Origin of the sequence: Pseudomonas sp. Irchel s3f7 (assembly GCF_900187615.1) — a bacterium.
Taxonomy (GTDB): Bacteria; Pseudomonadota; Gammaproteobacteria; order Pseudomonadales; family Pseudomonadaceae; genus Aquipseudomonas.
Map to the genome: position 1 here is coordinate 1 of NZ_FYDO01000032.1, position 22,533 is coordinate 22,533.

A 22,533-nucleotide genomic window follows, 5' to 3' on the forward strand; every position below is an offset into this window, starting at 1 on the left:
AAAGGGACCGAGGCGCTGGTGATACTTGCCAGAAAACTGGCTCGGGTACTGTTTGCCTTGATGAAAAACCAAAGTGAATACAAGCCTATTTCTATGTTTGGGGGTTCCCCCCAAACATAGAATCTCCCACAGGGTTTATGTCGATTCTAAAATCGCGTACGACTCAAATCCTGTGGGAGCGAGCCTGCTCGCGATGACAGCATGACTGCATAACACCGATCATCGAAAACCCCGCCGCTCACGAATCAACGTGTAGGCGCTGTGCAGCTCACGCGTACGCTCGGTCGCTTCACGAACCTGCGATGCCGTCGCCCCGCTGCCGGCGATCTTGTCCGGGTGATGGCGACTGAGCAGGCGCCGGTACGCACGCTTGATCTGCGCCGGCTCGCTGGTTGCCGACACGCCCAATAGCCGCAACGCATCTTGATAGGTCGGCGCCTGGTTGGCCAACGGCCGCTTTTGCGGCTCATAGTCGTGGGCCAACGCCTGTACCTGATGCGACGTCCAACCCAGCCACTTGCCCCATTGGTTGATCAGTTCGCGCTCATGGCGACCGGCACGACCGTCGGCCCACACCATCCGCCAACAAGCCCGCAGCACACCTTCGGCGGCATGGGGTTGTGCGCTCAAGCGGCGCAGGTAACCGCACAACCGGTCACTGCCCGACTTGCCACGATTGAATGCAGCAATCGCCCGGCGTCGGGCGGGTTCGGACATCTCCAGCGAGCGCATCTCCGCTCGGGCCTGCTCGATGTGTCCTGCCAATACCTGGCCGTCGCATTTGGCCAGACGCCCAAGCAGCACGAACAGCAGTTCATCGTTGCGCAGCATCGAACGGCCGCCCAGTTTTTCCCGCAAATGCCCCCAACTCTGCAGGTGCAAGCGCCGATCCAGCGCCTGACCCAACAATGCGCCGAGCATGGCCCCCGGAATGCTGGCTATGGCAAAGCCCGCTCCGGCTCCAATCAGAGTCCCTGGCCACAGCATGTCAGCGGCTCGCTTCTATCAATGTTTCAGCTTCAGCCAGACGCTCGTGAGTGCCAACATCGACCCAGTGTCCTTTGAGATGCTCGCCGCTCACTTGCCCGTCCGCCATGGCTTTTCGCAACAGCGGTGCGAGTTTGAAAGCGCCTGCCGAGCAACCGTCGAACAACTGCGGATGCAATACGGCGATCCCGCTGTACGTCAGCGTCGCGGTGTCCGGCTGACCGTCGCGTACCTGGTCGCCGATCAGGCTGAAATCCCCTGTCGGGTGATGAGCCGGATTGTCGGCCAGCACCAGATGCGCCAGCCCGGTGATGGATGGGTGCAGCACGCTGAAGTCGTAATCGGTCCAGATGTCCCCGTTGACCACCAGAAACGCTTCGTCACCCAGCAACGGCAAGGCGCGGAAGATTCCACCGCCGGTTTCCAGCGGCTCCCCTTCTGCAGAATATTGAATGCTGACGCCATACCGCGAGCCATCCCCCAGATAATCTTCAATCTGCTGGCCGAGCCACGCATGGTTGATGACGATGTCGGTGAAACCCGCGGCGGCCAGCGCACGCAGGTGATACTCGATCAGTGGCACGCCGCCTGCGCGCACCAGAGGTTTAGGCGTCGTCAGGGTCAGCGGGCGCATGCGCTCGCCTTTGCCCGCGGCCAGAATCATTGCCTTCATGCGCTGGCTCCAGCTCGCAGGCCGCCCAACAACTCGGCCAGGCCTGACAGTTCAGGACGGCGGGCAACTACCGCTTCTATGTAAGCGAAGAAGCGCGGCACATCACCCAAATAGCGCGGTTTGCCGTCGCGATGACAGATACGGGCAAAAATACCGATGACTTTCAGGTGACGTTGGACCCCCATCAAGTCACTCGCACGCAGGAAGTCCTCCAGATCAGGTTGAACAGGAATGCCCAACGCGCCCGCCTGCTGCCAGTAGTTTTCCAACCAGCCCCGCACACGTTCTTCGGGCCAACTGAGGAAGGCATCCTTGAACAGGCAGGTCACGTCATAAGTCACCGGGCCATAGACCGCATCCTGAAAATCCAGCACCCCGGGATTAGGTTCGCTGAGCATCAGGTTGCGCGGCATATAGTCGCGATGCACCAGGACTTTCGGTTGGGCCAGGGCACTGTCGATCAGCAGATCGCTGACCTGCTGCCAAAGCGTTTGCTGCGCCGAATCGAATTCGACGCCCAGTTCGCGCTTTACGTACCACTCAGGGAACAGCTCCAGTTCGCGGCGCAACAGGGCCACGTCATAGCTCGGCAGTGGCGCAACCATTGGCAACTGCTGAAAAGCCAACAGTGCTTGCAGGGCATCGCTGAACAAATCGTCGGCGTTTTCGCTGTCGATCACGTCCAGATACGTCTTGTTGCCCAGGTCGTTGAGCAAAAGAAAGCCGCGATCGAGGTCTTCGGCATAAATTTTCGGCACATTTATTCTGGATTTCGCCAGTAAAAAAGCGATATCCACGAAGGGTTTGCAGTTTTCCTGGGGCGGTGGCGCGTCCATGACGATGAAACTTCTGTCACCGCCTTCCCAGCGGAAATACCGCCGAAAACTCGCGTCACTGCTGGCCGCGGTCAACGTGGCCGGGGGTACGCCCCCCCAGCCCTGTTCAGCAAACAGAGTTGCCAATTGCTCTTCGAGCCAAACTTTCAGGTGTTGCAAACGTACATCTTGGTCAGGCATTGCAAGGGTCTCCGACGGCGCTAGCCGTCAAGCGGGTCATGCTTTATTATCCAGCATCTTTTTCAGACCATCGAGAGGCGTGCGGCCCACACCGCGGGCAGATGGCACGCAGGAAGCCCGGACTAATAAGATGGCATTGAAATCCCCCGCGTTTCGTAAAAAATTTCCGTTGTTGGTCACCGGCAGTCTGCTGGTCCTGCAACCCCTCGCCACTTCCTTCGTGGTCGCTGCGGAACAGTATGACTGCTCAGTCTCTGCTTCGGGTGCCTGGAACTGTGCGCCAAAATCACCGGCAGCTGCATTGCCTCCGCGTCCCGTGCATGACGACAGCGCAGTCTCCGCGACCGGTGAAGCCCCGGCCGAGAGCGGCTCCAGCGAAAATGCCGGCGCCAAGGCTGCACTGGTTACCGAGTCCAAGGGCCGTGGCCTGAAGTCGCGCAGTGAAGACTACAGTCACCTCGACTGGGTTCCCCGCGAGCAGCTCACCGCAGCACAGTTGGCCGAAACCGGTCCTTATTGCGCTGGTTCCTATATCGAACCGATTCGTCCTGGCATGAATGACAAGACGAATAAAAGTGACGCGCCTACCTTTATCGGCGCCAAAGCCTCCCGCTATAAGCAGGACGAGCAGATCGCGACCCTGGCCGGTGACGTGGTCATGCGTCAGGGCAGCATGCAGGTCGAAGCCGACGAAGCGAACCTGTACCAGGCCGAGAGCCGTGGCGAGCTGAACGGCAACGTGCGCATTCGCGACAACGGCGCGCTGATCGTGGGCGATCACGCCGACGTGCAGCTCGACACCGGTGAAGCCAAGGTCGACAACGCCGAATACGTGATGCACAAATCGCGCATCCGCGGTAATGCGCTGTACGCCAAACGTTCCGAAAACGCGATCATCCGCCTCAAGGACGGTACGTACACCACGTGCGAACCGAACAGCAACGCCTGGCAGCTCAAGGGCAATAATGTCACCTTGAACCCGGCCACCGGTTTTGGTACCGCGACCAACGTGACACTGCGGGTCAAGGACATTCCGGTCCTGTACACGCCTTACATCTATTTCCCGATCGACGACCGTCGCCAGTCCGGCTTCCTGCCGCCGACCATCGGCACCGGCAGCGATACCGGCTTCCTGCTGGTCACCCCGTACTACTTCAACCTGGCGCCGAACTACGACGCCACGTTGTACCCGCGCTACATGTCCAAGCATGGTTTGTTGATGGAAGGCGAAGCTCGCTACCTGACCCAATCCAGCGAAGGTCAGTTCGGTGCCGCCTACCTCAATGACGAGAGCAACGATCGCGAGGAGCAAAGCGACTACGACAAGACTCGTTACATGTACAACTGGCAGCACAAGGGTGGCCTGGACTCGCGTGTATTCACGCAAGTCGACTACACCAAGATCAGCGATCCGTATTACTTCCAGGATCTGCAGTCTGACCAGATTGGCGTGAAAAGTGCCGATTTCGTGAACCAGCAAGGCGCCGTCACCTATCGTGGCGACAGCTACACCGCTCGCGTGAATGCCCAGGCTTATCAGCTGGCGACCGTATCGAACATCACGCCGTATGACCGCTTGCCGCAGATCACCTTTGACGGTGCCCTGCCCTATCATCCGAACGGTCTGAACTTCTCCTACAACACCGAACTCGTTCGGTTTGACCGGGATCTGCAGAACGGTACCTATTCCGATGAAGACGGCAATGTGGAGCCACGGCTTGATAACAATATTCAAGGCCTGGCACGTGCCACTGGCGACCGTCTGAACCTTGCCCCAGCCGTTAGCCTGCCGCTGGACTGGACGTACGGGTTCATCAAACCGACGCTGAAGTACCAGTACACCCAGTACCAACTGGATCTGGACAGCATCGGCAAAGCCCAGGTCGCTGCGCAAAACGCAGAACAGGACAAGCTCAACGGCACCTTCGACAGCAACCAGAACCGTGGTGTGCCGATTGCCAGCGTCGACAGCGGCCTGTACTTCGATCGCAATACCCAATGGTTCGGCAAGGACTATCGCCAGACCCTCGAACCGCGTCTGTTCTACCTCTACGTTCCAGAAGTGGATCAGGAAGACATTCCGGTATTCGATACCAGTGAAAACACCTTCAGCTATTCGTCGTTGTTCCGCGACAACCGCTTCTCCGGCACCGACCGTGTTGGTGACGAGAACAAGCTGTCGCTGGGTGTGACCAGCCGCTGGATCGAAGACAACGGCTTTGAGCGTCAACGCGTCAGCGTCGGCCAGGCCTTGTACTTCAAGGATCGTGAAGTCCAGCTGCCGGGTATCGATGCCAAGACCCGCGAAGACGCGCATTCCGACGTGTCACCCTACGCACTGGAATACGAATACCGCTACAACCGCGACTGGCGCACTACCGCCGACTACAACTGGGACCCGGACACCCGCAGCCCGCGTTCGGGCAGCGCAATGTTCCACTACCAGCCTGAAGACAACCCGAACAAGGTCATCAACGCCGGCTATCGCTATCGTAATGACCAGGTCCGTTACGACCAGAACACCGGTAAATGGACTGTGGGTGGTGGTGACTATGGCACCCCTGGCCAGCCTGGTTACGTGAAGGACTACTACAAGATTCAACAGCACGACTTCTCGGTGATCTGGCCGATCGTGCCGCAATGGAACGCCATCAGCCGTTGGCAGTATGACTACAACCGTAACCGTACCCTGGAAGCCTTCGGTGGCTTCGAGTACGACAGCTGCTGCTGGAAATTGCGCCTGATCAACCGTTACTGGGTTTCTTATGACGAATTCAGTCAGGAAGCACCGGAAAACGAAAAAGGCGACCATGGCATCTTCCTCCAAATTGTTCTGAAGGGACTCGGCGGCCTCACTGGCGCCAAGGTAGAGACCTTCCTTGACAAAGGCATTCAAGGTTATCGTGAACGTGAAGACCAAGCTTTCTGATTGTCTGCGCCCGCTGATGCTGGGCGCGCTGTTCCTGAGCACGGCGGCGAGCGCCGCCGTGCAGTCCATCGACAAAGTGGTGGCCATTGTCGACAACGACGTGGTCATGCAGAGCCAACTGGACCACCGCGTCCATGAAGTTCAGCAAACCATTGCCAAGCGTGGCTCTGCCGCACCACCAGCCGGTGTGTTGGAACAGCAGGTACTTGAGCGCTTGATCGTCGAAAACCTGCAGCTGCAGATCGGCGAACGCTCCGGCATCCGCATCACCGATGAAGAACTGAATCAGGCGGTCGGCAGCATCGCCCAGCGCAATAACATGTCGCTCGAGCAATTCCGCGCCGCCCTGTCCCACGACGGTCTGTCTTATGACGACGCCCGTGAGCAGATTCGTCGCGAAATGGTCATCAGCCGCGTGCGCCAGCGCCGGGTTGCCGAACGCATTCAGGTGTCCGAGCAGGAAGTGAAGAACTTCCTGGCATCCGACCTTGGCAAGATGCAGCTGTCCGAAGAACTGCACTTGGCCAACATCCTGATTCCAACCCCTGAAAGCGCCAACTCTGAAGCCATTCAGAATGCCGCGCGCCAGGCAATGGACGTCTACCAGCAACTCAAGCAAGGCGCTGACTTCGGTCAAATGGCCGTTGCCAGATCCGCCAGCGAAAACGCACTGGAAGGTGGCGATATGGGCTGGCGCAAAGCCGCTCAACTGCCGCCTCCGTTCGACCGCGAACTGAGCAGAATGACGGTGGGTGACATCACTCAACCGGCGCGGACGCCAGGTGGCTTCATCATCCTCAAGCTCCTCGGCAAGCGTGGCGGCGAGACCCAGATGCGCGATGAAGTGCATGTGCGTCATATTCTGGTCAAACCGAGTCCGATCCGCGACGAAGCAAAGACCAAGGCACTGGCTGAGTCGATTTACACGCGTATCGAAGCCGGCGAAAACTTTGGCGATCTGGCCAAAAGCTACTCGGAAGATCCGGGTTCTGCCCTCAACGGCGGCGACCTGAACTGGATCGACCCGAACGCTCTGGTTCCGGAGTTCCGAGAAGTGATGGCCAAGACCCCCCAAGGTCAGCTGTCCAAGCCATTCCAGACGCAATATGGCTGGCACGTACTCGAAGTTCTTGGTCGCCGCGCCACCGACAGCACCACCCAGGCTCGTGAGCAGCAAGCAATGACCGTACTGCGTAACCGCAAATACGACGAAGAACTGCAAACCTGGCTGCGTCAGATCCGTGACGAAGCGTACGTAGAAATCAAACTCCCTGGCGCCGACCAGGCAGCGCAGTGAAACCCCAACGTTTCGCGCTGACACCCGGCGAACCAGCCGGCATAGGTCCCGACCTGTGCCTGCTGCTCGCCTCGCAAGCCCAGCCACACCCCCTGATTGCCATTACCAGCCGCGACCTGCTCCTTGAGCGGGCCGCGCAACTGGGCGTGGCTGTCGAAGTGCTGCCAGTCACGCCGGACCATTGGCCGGACGCCCCCGCACCCGCCAATAGCCTGTATGTCTGGGATACGCCCCTCAACGCCAGGGTTGTCGCGGGGCAGCTGGACAAGGCCAACGCCGCATTCGTTCTGGAAACCCTGACCCGCGCCGGCCAAGGCTGCCTGGACGGGCATTTCGCCGGGATGATTACTGCCCCGGTGCACAAAGGCGTGATCAACGAATCCGGCATCGCCTTTTCCGGGCACACGGAATTCCTCGCAGACCTGACCCACACCGAACAAGTGGTGATGATGCTGGCTACTCGCGGATTGCGAGTGGCATTGGTGACGACTCACCTGCCCCTTCGCGAGATTGCCGATGCAATCACCCCGGAGCGGCTGGAGCGTGTGACGCGAATCCTGCACGCCGATCTGCAAAACAAATTCGGCATCGCCCAGCCACGCATCCTGGTGTGTGGGCTCAACCCCCATGCCGGTGAAGGCGGACACCTGGGCCATGAAGAAATCGATATCATTGAACCCACATTAGAGCGCCTGCGCGGCGAAGGCATGGACCTGCGCGGTCCCCTGCCCGCCGACACTCTGTTTACCCCCAAGTATCTGGAGCACTGCGACGCAGTGCTGGCGATGTACCACGACCAGGGCTTGCCTGTGCTGAAATACAAAGGCTTCGGCGCGGCAGTCAACGTGACCCTCGGCTTGCCGATCATCCGCACATCGGTCGACCACGGCACCGCCCTGGATCTGGCCGGCAGCGGCAAGATCGATACCGGCAGCCTGCAAGTCGCCCTGGAAACCGCCTACCAGATGGCCGAGACCCGTTTATGACCGAGCATTACCAACACAAGGCGCGCAAGCGTTTTGGCCAGAACTTCCTGCACGATGCCGGCGTTATCGACCGCATCCTGCGCTCCATCCACGCCAAGACCGAGGACCGACTGCTGGAAATCGGCCCGGGCCAGGGTGCGCTCACCCAAGGTTTGCTCAGCAGCGGCGCACAACTCGACGTGGTTGAACTGGACAAGGACCTGATCCCGATCCTCAACCAGCAGTTCGCCAGCAAGAGTAACTTCAACCTGCATCAGGGCGACGCGCTGAAGTTTGACTTCAACAGCCTGAATGCTGCGCCTGGCAGCCTGCGTGTGGTCGGCAACCTGCCGTACAACATCTCCACGCCGCTGATTTTCCACCTGCTGCACAACTCGCACCTGATTCGCGACATGCACTTCATGCTGCAAAAGGAAGTGGTCGAGCGCCTGGCCGCGGGGCCTGGCGGTGGCGATTGGGGTCGTTTGTCGATCATGGTTCAGTATCACTGCCGGGTCGAACACCTGTTCAACGTTGGTCCGGGTGCGTTCAATCCGCCACCGAAAGTCGATTCGGCCATCGTGCGTCTGGTGCCTCACGCCGTGTTGCCGCACCCGGCAAAGGACCACCGGCTGCTGGAGCGCGTCGTTCGCGAAGCCTTCAACCAGCGTCGTAAAACCCTGCGCAACACGCTCAAGCTGCTGCTGAGCAACGACGAAATCGAAGCGGCCGGTGTCGACGGTAGCTTGCGCCCCGAGCAACTCGACCTGGCCGCGTTCGTGCGCCTGGCTGACAAGCTCAGCGAACAAAAGCCCTCCACCGACTGACAGGCGATGAGCGCTATCGGGTAGGACGCCACTCTGGTTTACTACCCGATACTTGGCCTAGACTGAACTCAATCAGTTATGCCCCGCGTCCCGCTTCGTTTTTAAGGCCTCTTGCATGTCCGATCCTCGTTATCAGGTCGACGTCAGCGTCGTCACCCGCTATCTGGCAGAACAATCGCAACCTGAACATGAACGTTTTGCCTTCGCCTACACCATTACCGTGCAAAACAACGGCCTGGTGCCCGCCAAGCTGCTGTCTCGGCATTGGGTGATCACCGATGGTGACGGGCACGTCGAAGAGGTTCGCGGTGCCGGCGTGGTCGGTCAGCAACCTTTGATCGAGGCAGGCAAGAGCCACACCTACAGCAGCGGCACGGTCATGACCACCAAGGTTGGCACCATGCAAGGTTCGTATCAGATGGTTGCCGACGATGGTAAGCAATTCGATGCCATCATTGCCCCGTTCCGCCTGGCCGTGCCGGGGTCGTTGCACTGATGGCAACGTACGCGGTCGGCGATCTGCAAGGCTGCCTTGAAGCGTTGCAATGCCTGCTCAAGCAAGTCGCATTCGATCCTGCAAAGGATCGCCTGTGGCTGGTGGGCGACCTGGTCAATCGCGGCCCCCAGTCGCTGGAAACCTTGCGTTTTCTCTACGGCATCCGTGAATCACTGGTGTGCGTACTCGGCAACCACGACCTGCATCTGCTGGCGGCCGGACGCAACATTGAGCGCCTGAAGAAGTCCGATACCCTGCGCGAAATCATCGAAGCGCCCGATTGCGCCGAATTGCTTGAATGGTTGCGCCAGCAGAAGCTCATGCACTACGACGAACAGCGCAAAGTCGCCTTGGTCCATGCCGGCATCCCGCCCCAGTGGTCGCTGCGCAAAGCCTTGAAGTACGCCGCGGAAGTCGAGACTGCGCTGCGAGACGACAACCTGCTGCCGCCCTATCTCGATGGCATGTACGGCAACGATCCGGCGAAGTGGGAAAACGACCTCAAAGGCGTGACACGCCTGCGAGTGATCACCAACTACTTTACTCGCATGCGTTTTTGCACCGCTGAAGGCAAGCTCGACCTCAAGAGCAAGGAAGGCCTGGACACCGCTCCGCCAGGTTACAAACCCTGGTTCCAGCACAAAGAACGCAAGACCAGGGACCTGAAGATCATCTTCGGTCATTGGGCGGCGCTGGAAGGCAAGATCGATGAGCCGTGCATCCTGGCGCTCGATACCGGTTGCGTCTGGGGCGGCGCCTTGACCCTGATGAACGTCGACAGTGGCCAGCGCGTGTCCTGCAAGTGCGACGAGCACGGGCACCCTGCACCGCCAGTCGCCTCCCCCATTCCCGAAACATCGCCAGCCAGCGCCCCGCGCTAGACTGCCCATTCAGCCGAGCCACAGGAGCCCGCCATGAGCGAATTCAAACGTATCCCCCCGGAACAGGCCCAGGCCCTGCGCGAGCAAGGCGCAGTGGTGGTCGACGTCCGTGACCCCGCGACTTTTGCCTCCCTGCACATTGCCGGTTCGAAGCATCTGGACAACCACTCCTTGCACGCCTTCATCCAGGGTGCCGACCTCGACGCGCCGACCGTGGTGGTCTGCTACCACGGCAACTCCAGCCAGGGCGCTGCGGCCTATCTGATCAGCCAGGGCTTCTCGGATGTCTACAGCATGGATGGCGGTTTTGAGCTGTGGCGTACGACTTATCCTGCGGAAACGTCGCAAGGCACTTCCGAATAATTTTTTTGTAACACGCAAGCCCCCGGCAGCCGCGGGCTAGCGCGGTGGCAGACGAACGGTCTGCCACAACTAATTACGTATCTCGCCTTTACCTCCCGAATTCCCAACTATCCTTAAGCGCAGGCCATCCAAAACAGGGGAGAGCCGGTACACCGGCGCGCGGGTCATCGGGAGTAGCTTTCGGGGCAGTCAGCTCCGGGAGAGTTCTGGGGGGTAAACAGCGATCGCCTGTTCGGTTGCTGCCAGCATCGACTGAATGATCCGGCGTCGGCTCCACGTATCGAGCGAGGTGACGTCATGAGTATCTTTAGCCACTTCCAACAACGCTTCGAGTCCACACGCCAGGAAGAACTCTCTCTGCAAGAGTATCTGGAACTGTGCAAAAAAGACCGCAGCGCCTACGTTTCCGCCGCCGAGCGTCTGCTGTTGGCCATCGGTGAACCGGAACTGCTCGACACCTCGACCAACTCGAGACTGTCGCGAATTTTCTCCAACAAGGTCATTCGCCGCTATCCGGCCTTTGAAGACTTCCATGGGATGGAAGAATGCATCGACCAGATCGTGTCGTACTTCCGCCATGCCGCTCAGGGCCTGGAAGAGAAGAAACAGATTCTTTACCTGCTCGGCCCTGTCGGTGGCGGTAAATCCTCCCTTGCCGAGAAGCTCAAGCAACTGATTGAAAAAGTGCCCTTCTATGCGATCAAGGGCTCGCCAGTGTTCGAATCACCTCTGGGTCTGTTCAACTCCACTGAAGATGGGGCGATCCTCGAGGAAGATTTCGGCATTCCACGGCGCTACCTCAACACCATCATGTCCCCATGGGCGACCAAGCGCCTGGCTGAATTCGGCGGCGACATCAGTCAGTTCCGCGTAGTGAAGCTTTACCCGTCGATCCTCAACCAGATCGCCGTGGCCAAAACCGAACCGGGTGACGAAAATAACCAGGACATCTCGGCGCTGGTGGGCAAGGTCGATATTCGCAAACTGGAAGAGTTCCCACAGAACGACGCCGACGCCTACAGCTACTCGGGCGCACTGTGCCGGGCCAACCAGGGCCTGATGGAATTCGTCGAAATGTTCAAGGCACCGATCAAGGTGCTGCACCCACTGCTGACCGCCACCCAGGAGGGCAACTACAACAGTACCGAAGGCCTCGGCGCGATTCCGTTCACCGGGATCCTGCTCGCGCACTCCAACGAATCGGAGTGGCACACCTTCCGTAACAACAAGAACAACGAAGCGTTCATCGACCGGATCTACATCGTCAAAGTGCCGTACTGCCTGCGGGTCAGTGACGAAGTGAAGATCTACGACAAACTGCTGTTCAACAGCTCACTGGCCAAGGCCCACTGCGCTCCCGACACTTTGAAGATGCTGGCCCAGTTCACCGTACTCTCGCGCCTCAAGGAGCCGGAAAACTCCAACATCTACTCGAAGATGCGCGTGTACGACGGCGAGAACCTCAAGGACACCGATCCGAAAGCCAAGTCGATCCAGGAATACCGCGACAACGCCGGTGTCGACGAAGGCATGAACGGCCTCTCGACCCGCTTCGCGTTCAAGATCCTGTCGAAGGTCTTCAACTTCGACCCGCACGAAATTGCCGCCAACCCAGTGCACTTGCTTTACGTGCTGGAACAACAGATTGAGCAGGAACAGTTCCAGGCCGAAACCCGCGAGCGCTATCTACGCTTCCTCAAGGAATACCTGGCACCGCGCTACATCGAGTTCATCGGCAAGGAGATCCAGACCGCGTACCTCGAGTCCTACAGCGAGTACGGTCAGAACATCTTCGATCGTTACGTGCTGTACGCCGACTTCTGGATCCAGGACCAGGAATACCGCGACCCGGAAACCGGCGAAATCCTCAACCGTGTGGCCCTGAACGAAGAACTGGAGAAAATCGAAAAACCGGCCGGCATCAGCAATCCGAAGGATTTCCGCAACGAAATCGTCAACTTCGTCCTGCGTGCCCGCGCCAACAACAACGGCAAGAACCCGACCTGGCTCAGCTACGAGAAACTGCGGGTGGTCATCGAGAAGAAAATGTTCTCCAACACCGAAGACCTGCTGCCAGTCATCAGTTTCAATGCCAAGGCCAGCAAAGAGGACCAGCAGAAACACAACGACTTCGTCACACGAATGGTCGAGCGGGGCTACACCGACAAACAGGTACGACTGCTGTCCGAGTGGTACCTGCGGGTCAGAAAATCACAATAACCCGCTGCCGGTCAGACCGGTTGTCGTCAGCCAGAGACCTGTGTGCGCTTTTTCTGTTACACAGGCCTCTGGAAGGTGTTCGAAAGTCGGTAGCGAGTTCAGGCAGCATCCAAAGCGCTTGGGGGAGCGTGACCCCTCGGCTCCCGGTTCGATGCTGCATCACCGCTCGCCCCTTTCAGGACAGCTTCTAAGGAGCAGTCATGAGCTATGTGATCGACCGACGTCTCAATGGCAAGAACAAGAGCACGGTGAACCGTCAGCGGTTTCTGCGGCGTTACCGTGATCACATCAAAAAGGCTGTCGAAGAGGCGGTCAGCCGGCGCTCCATTACCGATATGGAACACGGCGAACAAATCAGCATTCCCGGCCGCGACATCGACGAGCCGGTGCTTCACCACGGTCGCGGGGGCAAACAGACGGTCGTGCATCCGGGGAACAAAGAGTTCACCAGCGGCGAGCATATCGCCCGCCCACCGGGAGGTGGCGGCGGCCGCGGGCCTGGTAAGGCCGGTAACTCGGGTGAAGGGATGGACGAGTTTGTCTTCCAGATCACTCAGGAGGAGTTTCTCGAGTTCATGTTCGAGGATCTCGAATTGCCAAACCTGGTCAAACGCAACCTGACCGGCACCGACACCTTCAAAACCGTACGCGCCGGGATCAGCAACGAAGGCAATCCGTCGCGGATCAACATCATCCGTACCCTGCGCTCAGCCCATGCCCGACGGATTGCGTTGTCCGGCAGCAGCCGCGCCAAACTGCGTGAAGCCAAAGAGGAACTCCTGCGACTCAAGCAGGAAGAACCGGACAACTTCGGCGATATTCAGAAAATCGAAGCTGAAATCGAAAAACTCAGTGCACGTATCCATCGCGTGCCGTTTCTTGACACCTTCGACCTCAAGTACAACCTGCTCATCAAGCAACCCAACCCCAGCTCCAAGGCCGTGATGTTCTGCCTGATGGACGTATCCGGCTCGATGACCCAGGCGACCAAGGACATCGCCAAGCGTTTCTTCATCTTGCTGTACCTGTTCCTCAAGCGTAATTACGACAAGATCGACGTCGTGTTCATCCGTCACCACACCAGCGCTCGCGAAGTGGACGAGGAAGAGTTTTTCTACTCCCGGGAAACCGGTGGCACCATCGTGTCCAGCGCCCTGAAACTGATGCAAGAGATCATGGCCGAGCGCTATCCGAGCAACGAGTGGAACATCTATGCCGCCCAGGCTTCCGACGGCGACAACTGGAACGACGACTCGCCGATCTGCCGCGACATCCTGATCAACCAGATCATGCCGTTCGTGCAGTACTACACTTACGTTGAGATAACCCCGCGCGAACATCAAGCCTTGTGGTTCGAGTACGAGCGCATCGCCGAAGCCTTTTCCGACACGTTTGCCCAGCAACAACTGGTCTCGGCCGGGGATATCTATCCGGTCTTCCGTGAACTCTTCCAGCGCAGGTTAGTGACATGACCGCCAAAGAGCAGAAGCGCCAACCCATTTCCACCGGCTCCGAATGGACGTTCGAGCTGATCCAGGCCTACGACCGCGAAATCAGCCGTATTGCGGCCGGCTACGCGCTCGACACCTACCCCAACCAGATCGAAGTCATCACCGCCGAACAGATGATGGACGCCTACGCCTCCGTCGGCATGCCGCTGGGCTATCACCATTGGTCCTACGGCAAACACTTCCTCAGCACCGAAAAATCCTACTCCCGCGGCCAGATGGGGCTGGCCTACGAGATTGTGATCAACTCCGACCCCTGCATCGCCTACCTGATGGAAGAAAACACCATCTGCATGCAGGCGTTGGTCGTGGCCCATGCCTGCTACGGGCATAACAGCTTTTTCAAAGGCAATTACCTGTTCCGCACCTGGACCGACGCCAGTTCGATCATTGATTACCTGGTGTTCGCCAAGCAGTACATCATGCAATGCGAAGAGCGCCACGGCATCGATGCGGTCGAGGACTTGCTCGATTCCTGCCACGCGCTGATGAACTATGGCGTTGACCGCTACAAGCGCCCTTATCCGATTTCCGCGGAAGAAGAACGTCGCCGCCAGAAAGACCGGGAAGAACACCTGCAGAAACAAATCAACGACCTGTGGCGCACCATTCCCAAGGGCGCGGACAAGTACAGCGACAAGGACAACGCTCGCTTCCCCGCCGAACCTCAGGAAAACATCCTGTACTTCATCGAAAAACACGCGCCACTGCTGGAGCCGTGGCAGCGGGAAATCGTGCGTATCGTGCGCAAGATCGCCCAGTATTTTTATCCACAACGCCAGACTCAGGTGATGAACGAGGGCTGGGCCACGTTCTGGCACTACACCCTGATGAACGACCTGTACGACGAAGGCCTGGTGACCGACGGCTTCATGATGGAGTTCCTGACGTCCCACACCAGCGTGGTGTTCCAGCCTGGTTTCGACAGCCCTTACTACAGCGGCATCAACCCCTACGCTTTGGGGTTTGCCATGTACCGCGACATCCGTCGCATGTGCGAAGAACCTACGGAAGAAGATTACCGCTGGTTCCCGGACATCGCCGGTACCGACTGGCTGGCAGCCATCAAGTTCGCCATGAGCAGCTTCAAGGACGAGAGTTTCATCCTGCAGTACCTGTCGCCCAAGGTGATCCGCGATCTGAAGCTGTTCAGCATTCTCGATGACGACCAGAAGGACGATCTGCTGGTGCCCGCCATTCACGACGAGGGCGGCTACCGCATCATCCGCGAAACCCTCGCGGCGCAGTACAATCTGGGCAATCGCGAACCCAATGTGCAGATTTACAGCATCGACCGGCGCGGCGACCGGTCCCTGACCTTGCGCCATCAACAACACGACCGCAAACCGCTGGGAGAGTCCACCGAGGAGGTGCTCAAGCACTTGCACCGCCTCTGGGGTTTCGATATTCACCTGGAAACCTTGCAAGGGGACCAAGTGATGAAAACCCACCATGTCCCCCCCAGGAACGAGCACAGCGAAGGCGATTACGGACGGCTGGATCTGGCTGTCATTCATCTTTGATCCTGTACCAGCCTCCGAAAGCTCGACGCAACGGTTATCCTGTCGAGCTAACGGAGGTTTTTTATGCGGATCTATAAAGTCGGCGGTGCAGTACGCGATCGCCTGCTGGGCATACCGGTCACTGACATTGACCGGGTCGTGGTCGGTGCCACTACCGAAGAGATGCTCGCCAAGGGCTTTCGCCCGGTGGGAGCGGATTTCCCAGTGTTTCTTCATCCCAAAACCGGTGAGGAATACGCCCTCGCCCGGACCGAACGCAAAAGCGGACGCGGTTACGGCGGGTTCACGTTCCACGCCAGCCCTGAAGTCACCCTCGAAGAAGACCTGATTCGCCGCGACCTGACCATCAATGCCATGGCCGAGGACGATCAGCAGAACCTGACCGACCCTTATCACGGTCAACGCGATCTTGAAGCACGTATTCTTCGCCACGTTTCCCCCGCGTTTGCCGAAGATCCGCTCAGGGTTCTGCGTGTTGCCCGCTTCGCCGCTCGTTATGCGGGGCTTGGTTTCACCGTTGCCCCCGAAACGCTGGACCTCATGCGCCAACTCAGTGAGTCAGGCGAACTGGAGGCGCTGACGGCAGAGCGGAGCTGGAAAGAAATATCCCGCGCACTGATGGAAAAACAGCCTCAGGTGTTCATCGAAGTTCTGCGTGCGTGCGGCGCACTGAACGTCTTGATGCCAGAGGTCGATGCACTGTTCGGCGTACCGCAACCGGAAGCTCACCATCCGGAAATCGATACCGGCGCACACACCCTGAGCGTGCTGGAACAAGCCGCAAAGCACCAACAACCGCTGACCGTGCGCTGGGCCTGCCTGCTGCACGACCTGGGCAAAGGCCTGACGCCGGAAGAAGAATGGCCCAGGCACATTGCTCACGAGTTCAAGGGACTCAAACTGATCAAAGCGGTCAATGAGCGCTTCAAGGCGCCAAGGGATTGCCAGGAATTGGCACTATTGGTGGGTGAATATCATACTCACGGTCATCGCGCCCAAGAGCTCAAGCCGTCGACATTGCTGGAGTTACTGCAACGCTTCGACGTGTACCGTCGTCCGCAGCGGTTCGAAGAGTTCATCGCTGCATGCGAAATGGATGCACGCGGACGCAAAGGGCTGGAAGAGAGAAGTTATCCACAGGCGGATTATTTGCGCGGGGCCGCAACAGCTGCTCGCAGCGTCGCGGTTCAGCCGCTGCTGGAGAAAGGCTTCAAAGGACCGGAGCTGGGTGAGGCAATCAAGCGCGAGCGGCTCAATGCGTTGAAGGCTTACAAAGAAAAAGCCTAAGCGGATCAAAAGATCGCAGCCTTCGGCAGCTCCTACAGGACGCACATCAATCCATGCAGGAGATGCCGAAGGCTGCGATATTTGTCATTACAGTAAATTAGAGGGTGTCAGTTGCTCACCACGCCACTCGAAAGCCACCGGCGCCAACACCTGATCAATCTGCGATTCATCCCACAGCCTGGAAAAACTTTTGCCTACTCCGGGATGTACACGATCCGGCGCAATCAAAGACAACGGCCACAGAACGAACGCATTTTTCAGAATTTCTGCCCGCGGCAAGATCAAACCGTCAAAATTCCCCACCAGATCACCGAACAGCAACACGTCGATATCCAGCGGCAAACCCCGGCGATCAGGCGCATAACGACCGTTATCCGCCTCGATAAACTTTAGCCGACGATCCAGTTCCATCAGTGGCAGATCGGTGTAAGCCGATACCACAAAATTGAAGAACGGCCCGCTCTTGATCCCGACTGGCTGGCTTTCGAAAACCGGCGAACAATGAATGTCCGCCAGAAACCCCGACAACGCCTCCAGCCCGGCAAGCAAATGGGTTTCGCGCTCGATATTGCTACCGAGCCCGAGGTACACCTGAGTCAGCGACATCCGCGCTCGATCTCCACACCCACACCACCCGTGGCAGCCGGGACCGCACCGGGCTTGGTCAGCTTGAGGCGCATCCAGGTGATCTTGAATTCGCTCATCAGCACTGCAACCAGACGCTCGGCAAAGGTTTCGACCAACTGAAACTGCGCCTGCTCGGCAAAGGCCTGAATGCGCGAGGAAACGCTTGCGTAGTCGAGCGCCAACGCCAGGTCATCGCCGGCAGCGGCCGGGCGATTGTCCCAGGCGAAGCTCAGATCAAGTCGCAAGCACTGTCGGATGCCTCGCTCCCAGTCGTAGGCACCAATCACCGTATCGACTTCCAGGCCCTCGATAAACACTCTGTCCAAGCACTTCTCTCCGCTACACGACAAGGGCGCAATGCGCCGTTAGAATCAGGGCGTCCTCGCCCGGAATAGTTAGCATGTTTTGGTTATTGGCGATCCTCGCCTACCTGCTCGGCTCTCTGTCCTTTGCCATTTTGCTCAGCCGCCTGACCGGTAACCCCGATCCGCGAATGAGTGGTTCGGGCAATGCCGGCGCCACCAACATGTTGCGCGTCGCAGGCAGGAAACTCGCGATCCTGACCCTGCTCGGCGACCTTTGCAAAGGCTTGCTGCCCGTACTGATTGCAAGCATTGCCGGGCTTTCACTGCAAGAGCAGGCATGGATTGGCGTCAGCGCCGTCATCGGCCATTTGTTCCCGGTGTACTTCCGTTTTCGCGGTGGCAAGGGTGTCGCCACTGCTGCCGGTATGTTGCTGGGCCTGTATCCGCCAGCAGCACTGCTGGCGGTCTGCGCCTGGCTGCTGACGTTCTATCTGACCCGCACCAGCTCCCTGGCCGCCTTGATCGCCACACCGCTGACCCTGCCGCTGCTGGCCTGGCAAGAGCCGGCAGCGCTGCTACCCATGAGCGCACTCACCGCACTGATCGTCTGGCGTCATCGCGGTAATCTACGTGACCTGTTTGCCGGGCGCGAACGGCATTTTTAAATGCCGCACGTGAGCGCCGCTCATCACAGCGCCGACAATTGCTCCATCGGCCAACGCGCCTGCACGCTGATTGCCAGGCTCTCCTGCTGACCGGCCTGCAAGCGCTGGCAACCGGCAAACGCGATCATCGCGCCATTATCGGTACAAAACTCAGGGCGAGCATAAAAAACATCGCCCTTCATGTCGCCGAGCATTTTTTCCAATGAAGTACGCAGAGCCTTGTTGGCACTGACGCCCCCAGCGATCACCAGACGCTTCATGCCAGCCGCTTTGAGGGCACGCTTGCACTTGATGGTCAAAGTCTCCACCACCGCCTGCTGGAACGCCAGTGAGATGTCGCAACGGGCTTGCTCGCCGTCGTCCCCGGCGCTGACGCACTGTTGCCAGGTATTCAAAGCGAAGGTTTTCAAGCCACTGAAGCTGAAATCCAGGCCCGGGCGGTCGCACATCGGACGCGGGAACACGAAACGTCCTGCAACGCCCTGCTCCGCCAGACGAGCGATCTCCGGTCCACCAGGATAATTGAGACCCATCATCTTCGCGGTCTTGTCGAAGGCTTCGCCTGCCGCGTCATCCAGGGTTTCGCCCAGAAGCGTGTATTGACCGATTCCGTCGACCTGAACCAGCTGCGTATGACCGCCCGACACCAACAAAGCGACGAACGGAAATTCCGGCGGTTTTGGCTCCAGCATCGGCGCCAGTAAATGGCCTTCCATGTGGTGCACGCCCAGCGCCGGAATACCCCAGGCAAAGGCCAGCGCCTGGGCGCAGGAAGCCCCCACCAACAAGGCACCAACCAGGCCAGGACCCGCGGTATAAGCGATCGCGTCGATCTCGGTCGGCACGCAGTCCGCCTCGGCCAACACCTGACGAATCAAGGGCAGCATGCGCTTGACGTGGTCCCGCGAGGCCAGCTCCGGCACCACGCCCCCATAGGCACGGTGCAGGTCGATCTGACTGAACAGCGCGTCGGCCAGCAAGCCGCGTTCACTGTCATATAATGCGACACCAGTTTCGTCGCAGGAGGTTTCTAATCCCAGTACTAGCATGGGTTTGCGCCTTGTTTAGGCTGAATTCGAAGGCGCGCATAATAGTCGTCGCGTGATGCCCCGACCAGCGGTTTTCGATCAGAGGCTTTGCATTCCGAGCGATGAGGGGTTAACATCCGCAACCCTTAAAAACCGACGTCTTCAAGTGCTCTTTTGCCGCGAGGATGTTGACCCCGGTAATGAATGAAGGTAGCTCTGGATGCCAGCCGTCAAAGTAAAAGAGAACGAACCCTTCGACGTAGCTCTGCGTCGTTTCAAGCGCTCCTGCGAAAAAGCCGGTGTACTGGCTGAAGTTCGTAGCCGCGAATTTTACGAGAAGCCAACTTCTGAGCGTAAGCGCAAGGCAGCAGCCGCTGTTAAGCGTCACGCCAAGAAAGTTCAGCGCGAACAGCGCCGCGCCGTTCGTCTGTACTAATACACAGACGATCGTAGCAAGCTTCTGCCAAGCCCGGCCCTCAGCCGGGCTTATGGCATTTGCGTAAAACGCTTGATGCTTCACTGTCGAAGCCGCAGACGCGACCGAGACAAATCTGCTTCACCGCGTCAGACCTGGCTCTTTTGCCAGCGGTGCACGTCTTTTCTGACGAGCCTTTCAAGGCTACTGACGAGCACACCCACTGATTCCTCTCACGACGATCAGCCCAAGGCACCTGCATGCGTGCCAAATTGTGAGCTATCCGAGACCATTGATTGGTCGCAGCCGGATTCAGCGCAACATTTTCAAACCGTCGAATACTGATTGGCACTAACGTCAGTGGATTTTCGGCAGATACACTTCCCGACAGCGAATACGCAGACGACACTGGTCGAGCCGCACATCTTGCGCGCCTCACACAATGACCCGCGTTCGGTCACCCTTCGTTTCGGGCTCCTATCAGCGCAGATGACGAGAACGCCATGGCCGGGCTAATTCCCCAGAGCTTCATTGACGACCTTCTGAACCGCACCGACATCGTCGACGTGGTCAGCTCGCGCCTGCAACTGAAAAAAGCCGGCAAGAACCACACCGCCTGCTGCCCGTTCCATAAAGAAAAAACACCCTCTTTCAGCGTCAGCCCCGACAAACAGTTCTATTACTGCTTCGGTTGCGGCGCGGGCGGCAACGCCCTTGGCTTCATCATGGACCACGACAACCTGGATTTCGTCCAGGCTGTCGAAGAACTGGCCAAAGCGGCCGGCATGGAGATCCCCCGCGAAGAAAGCGGGCGGCCGCACAAGCCACGGCAACCGACCAATTCGCCGCTGTACCCGCTGCTCAGTGCCGCCGCCGATTTCTATCGTCAGGCCCTCAAAAGCCATCCATCGCGCAAAGCCGCCGTGGACTACCTAAAAGGTCGCGGGCTGACCGGTGAAATCGCCCGGGACTTCGGCCTCGGCTTTGCACCACCCGGCTGGGACAACCTGTTCAAGCACTTGAGCAGCGATACCCTGCAACAAAAAGCCATGATCGATGCTGGCTTGCTGATCGAGAACGCCGAAACCGGCAAACGCTACGATCGCTTTCGTGATCGCGTGATGTTCCCGATCCGCGACAGCCGCGGCCGCATCATTGCCTTTGGTGGCCGGGTACTGGGCGATGACAAACCGAAATACCTGAACTCCCCGGAAACCCCGGTCTTCCATAAAGGTCAGGAACTCTATGGCCTGTATGAAGCGCGCAAGAACAACCGCAACCTCGACGAAATCATCGTCGTCGAAGGCTACATGGACGTCATCGCCCTCGCCCAGCAAGGCCTGCGCAATGCCGTCGCGACACTGGGCACCGCCACCAGCGAAGAGCACTTGAAGCGATTGTTTCGCGTCGTGCCCAACGTGCTGTTTTGCTTCGACGGCGACCAGGCAGGCCGCAATGCCGCCTGGCGAGCGCTGGAAGCAACGCTTCCGAGCCTTCAGGACGGGCGTCGTGCCCGTTTTCTGTTCCTGCCCGAAGGCGAAGACCCGGATACGCTGGTTCGCTCCGAAGGCACCGATGCCTTCCGCGCCCGGATCAACCAGCACGCGCAGCCATTGGCAGATTATTTTTTCCAGCAACTGACGGAAGAAGCCGACCCGCGCTCGCTCGAAGGCAAGGCCCACATGGCCACCCTCGCCGCGCCGCTGATCGACAAAGTCCCCGGGGCCAACCTGCGCATCCTGATGCGTCAGCGCCTGAGCGAAATCACCGGCCTGAGCGGCGAAGCGGTGAGCCAGCTGGCCCAAAGCGCCCCGCAGGAAGCCCCACCGGCCTACGATCCGGGTATCGATTACGACGCGATGCCCGATTACAGCGACTATCATCAGCCGCAGGCGCAGGAAATGTATGTGCCGCAGCAGGAATGGACGCCGAAGAAACCTGGTGCAGGAGGCAAGAAATGGGACAAGAAACCCTGGGACAAAAATGGCAAACGTGGCGGTGATCGCGATCAACCTCGCGCCCCGCGGGTGCCTGCCGCTGTAGAGCCGCCAACCCTCGCCGCCTTGCGCACGCTGCTGCATCACCCGCAGTTGGCGGAAAAAGTCGAGGACGCCGGGCACTTTGCCGCCGAGGACCACACCAACACGCAATTGCTGGTGGCGCTGCTCGAAGCCGTGCAAAAGAATCCCAAGCTAAACTCAATTCAGTTGATCGCACGCTGGCACGGCACGGAGCAAGGTCGCTTGCTCAGAGCCCTGGCGGAAAAGGAATGGCTGATAGACGGAGATAACCTTGAACAACAGTTTTTTGACACCATAACTAGCTTGTCAGCGCGCCAACGCGAGCGAAACCTGGAACAACTTCTCAGGAAAGCACGTCAAAGCGAACTGACCAGCGACGAGAAAAATCAACTGCGCGACCTATTAAGTCGCAATGTTTCCGCATCAAGCCCGACCTCAACTGGCGCGTGAGGTCATAGCTCAGGTATAATCCTCGGCTTGTTTTTTGCCCGCCAAGACCT

General features: G+C 58.8%; 20 protein-coding genes and 1 pseudogene. 15 read left to right on the forward strand and 6 right to left on the reverse strand.

The features are described from left to right. Positions 1-120 (forward strand): annotated as a pseudogene (locus CKW19_RS29235) (IS110 family transposase); the annotation flags it as partial. 99 nt (positions 121-219) lie between these two features. Here the strand turns inward: CKW19_RS29235 and CKW19_RS23710 are convergent. Genes CKW19_RS23710 through CKW19_RS23720 form a run of 3 tightly spaced genes read right to left on the reverse strand, consistent with a single transcriptional unit; the run spans position 220 to position 2,676 of the window. Further along, the gene (locus tag CKW19_RS23710; protein WP_095060317.1) at positions 220-987 is read right to left on the reverse strand and encodes a TerB family tellurite resistance protein; all 768 of its coding nucleotides are present in this window, start codon (positions 985-987) and stop codon (positions 220-222) included. A gap of 1 nt (position 988) precedes the next feature. Beyond that, positions 989-1,660 (reverse strand): N-acetylmuramate alpha-1-phosphate uridylyltransferase MurU, encoded by a 672-nt coding sequence (murU, locus tag CKW19_RS23715; protein ID WP_095060319.1) that lies wholly within the window; start codon positions 1,658-1,660, stop codon positions 989-991. Then, positions 1,657-2,676, reverse strand: coding sequence for an aminoglycoside phosphotransferase family protein (locus CKW19_RS23720; RefSeq protein ID WP_095060321.1), 1,020 nt, complete (start codon positions 2,674-2,676; stop codon positions 1,657-1,659). The genes murU and CKW19_RS23720 overlap by 4 nt, the downstream gene beginning before the upstream one ends. 130 nt (positions 2,677-2,806) lie before the next feature. On the opposite strand from CKW19_RS23720, the gene CKW19_RS23725 reads away from it, so the two are divergent. The 11 genes from CKW19_RS23725 (at position 2,807) to CKW19_RS23775 (ending at position 16,972) form a co-directional block, all read left to right on the forward strand. Next, positions 2,807-5,605: an LPS-assembly protein LptD gene (locus tag CKW19_RS23725; protein WP_095060323.1), complete on the forward strand. Its 2,799-nt coding sequence runs from the start codon at positions 2,807-2,809 to the stop codon at positions 5,603-5,605. Further along, positions 5,580-6,902, forward strand: coding sequence for a peptidylprolyl isomerase SurA (gene surA, locus CKW19_RS23730; RefSeq protein WP_177408848.1), 1,323 nt, complete (start codon positions 5,580-5,582; stop codon positions 6,900-6,902). The genes CKW19_RS23725 and surA overlap by 26 nt, the downstream gene beginning before the upstream one ends. Then, positions 6,899-7,888, forward strand: a complete 990-nt coding sequence (gene pdxA, locus CKW19_RS23735; protein ID WP_095060325.1) for a 4-hydroxythreonine-4-phosphate dehydrogenase PdxA — start codon at positions 6,899-6,901, stop codon at positions 7,886-7,888. The genes surA and pdxA overlap by 4 nt, the downstream gene beginning before the upstream one ends. Then, positions 7,885-8,694, forward strand: coding sequence for a 16S rRNA (adenine(1518)-N(6)/adenine(1519)-N(6))-dimethyltransferase RsmA (gene rsmA / locus CKW19_RS23740; protein ID WP_095060327.1), 810 nt, complete (start codon positions 7,885-7,887; stop codon positions 8,692-8,694). Before pdxA ends, rsmA begins: the two co-directional genes overlap by 4 nt. Before the next feature lie 115 nt (positions 8,695-8,809). Then, positions 8,810-9,190 carry a Co2+/Mg2+ efflux protein ApaG gene (gene apaG, locus CKW19_RS23745; RefSeq protein ID WP_095060330.1) on the forward strand — a complete coding sequence of 127 codons (381 nt, stop codon included), beginning with the start codon at positions 8,810-8,812 and terminating at the stop codon, positions 9,188-9,190. After that, a complete protein-coding gene (locus CKW19_RS23750; RefSeq protein WP_095060331.1) occupies positions 9,190-10,071 on the forward strand; it encodes a symmetrical bis(5'-nucleosyl)-tetraphosphatase in 882 nt (293 codons plus the stop codon). The genes apaG and CKW19_RS23750 overlap by 1 nt, the downstream gene beginning before the upstream one ends. 33 nt (positions 10,072-10,104) lie before the next feature. Beyond that, a complete protein-coding gene (gene glpE, locus CKW19_RS23755; protein ID WP_095060333.1) occupies positions 10,105-10,434 on the forward strand; it encodes a thiosulfate sulfurtransferase GlpE in 330 nt (109 codons plus the stop codon). A 297-nt stretch (positions 10,435-10,731) separates the two neighbouring features. After that, the gene (locus tag CKW19_RS23760; RefSeq protein WP_053162938.1) at positions 10,732-12,654 is read left to right on the forward strand and encodes a PrkA family serine protein kinase; all 1,923 of its coding nucleotides are present in this window, start codon (positions 10,732-10,734) and stop codon (positions 12,652-12,654) included. A 200-nt stretch (positions 12,655-12,854) separates the two neighbouring features. Then, positions 12,855-14,126: a YeaH/YhbH family protein gene (locus tag CKW19_RS23765; protein WP_007947798.1), complete on the forward strand. Its 1,272-nt coding sequence runs from the start codon at positions 12,855-12,857 to the stop codon at positions 14,124-14,126. Beyond that, a complete protein-coding gene (locus tag CKW19_RS23770; RefSeq protein ID WP_095060335.1) occupies positions 14,123-15,685 on the forward strand; it encodes a SpoVR family protein in 1,563 nt (520 codons plus the stop codon). The genes CKW19_RS23765 and CKW19_RS23770 overlap by 4 nt, the downstream gene beginning before the upstream one ends. A gap of 63 nt (positions 15,686-15,748) precedes the next feature. Continuing rightward, complete coding sequence (locus CKW19_RS23775; protein ID WP_095060337.1) at positions 15,749-16,972, forward strand: multifunctional CCA addition/repair protein; 1,224 nt, start codon at positions 15,749-15,751, stop codon at positions 16,970-16,972. Between the two features lie 87 nt (positions 16,973-17,059). Here the strand turns inward: CKW19_RS23775 and folK are convergent, their stop codons facing one another. Next, on the reverse strand, positions 17,060-17,578 hold the full coding sequence (gene folK, locus CKW19_RS23780) for a 2-amino-4-hydroxy-6-hydroxymethyldihydropteridine diphosphokinase (RefSeq protein ID WP_095060339.1): 519 nt from the start codon (positions 17,576-17,578) through the stop codon (positions 17,060-17,062). Beyond that, on the reverse strand, positions 17,569-17,925 hold the full coding sequence (gene folB / locus CKW19_RS23785; protein ID WP_095060341.1) for a dihydroneopterin aldolase: 357 nt from the start codon (positions 17,923-17,925) through the stop codon (positions 17,569-17,571). Before folB ends, folK begins: the two co-directional genes overlap by 10 nt. A gap of 74 nt (positions 17,926-17,999) precedes the next feature. Between folB and plsY the strand changes: the two genes are divergently transcribed. Further along, positions 18,000-18,569 carry a glycerol-3-phosphate 1-O-acyltransferase PlsY gene (gene plsY / locus CKW19_RS23790; protein ID WP_095060343.1) on the forward strand — a complete coding sequence of 190 codons (570 nt, stop codon included), beginning with the start codon at positions 18,000-18,002 and terminating at the stop codon, positions 18,567-18,569. A gap of 23 nt (positions 18,570-18,592) precedes the next feature. On the opposite strand, the gene tsaD is transcribed toward plsY, so the two are convergent. Next, the gene (gene tsaD / locus CKW19_RS23795; protein WP_095060345.1) at positions 18,593-19,618 is read right to left on the reverse strand and encodes a tRNA (adenosine(37)-N6)-threonylcarbamoyltransferase complex transferase subunit TsaD; all 1,026 of its coding nucleotides are present in this window, start codon (positions 19,616-19,618) and stop codon (positions 18,593-18,595) included. A 199-nt stretch (positions 19,619-19,817) separates the two neighbouring features. On the opposite strand from tsaD, the gene rpsU reads away from it, so the two are divergent. Both rpsU and dnaG read left to right on the forward strand, forming a co-directional pair. Continuing rightward, positions 19,818-20,033: a 30S ribosomal protein S21 gene (gene rpsU / locus CKW19_RS23800; RefSeq protein ID WP_002551877.1), complete on the forward strand. Its 216-nt coding sequence runs from the start codon at positions 19,818-19,820 to the stop codon at positions 20,031-20,033. Between the two features lie 482 nt (positions 20,034-20,515). Beyond that, positions 20,516-22,483, forward strand: a complete 1,968-nt coding sequence (dnaG, locus tag CKW19_RS23805; RefSeq protein WP_095060347.1) for a DNA primase — start codon at positions 20,516-20,518, stop codon at positions 22,481-22,483. The last annotated feature ends 50 nt before the right edge of the window (positions 22,484-22,533 follow it).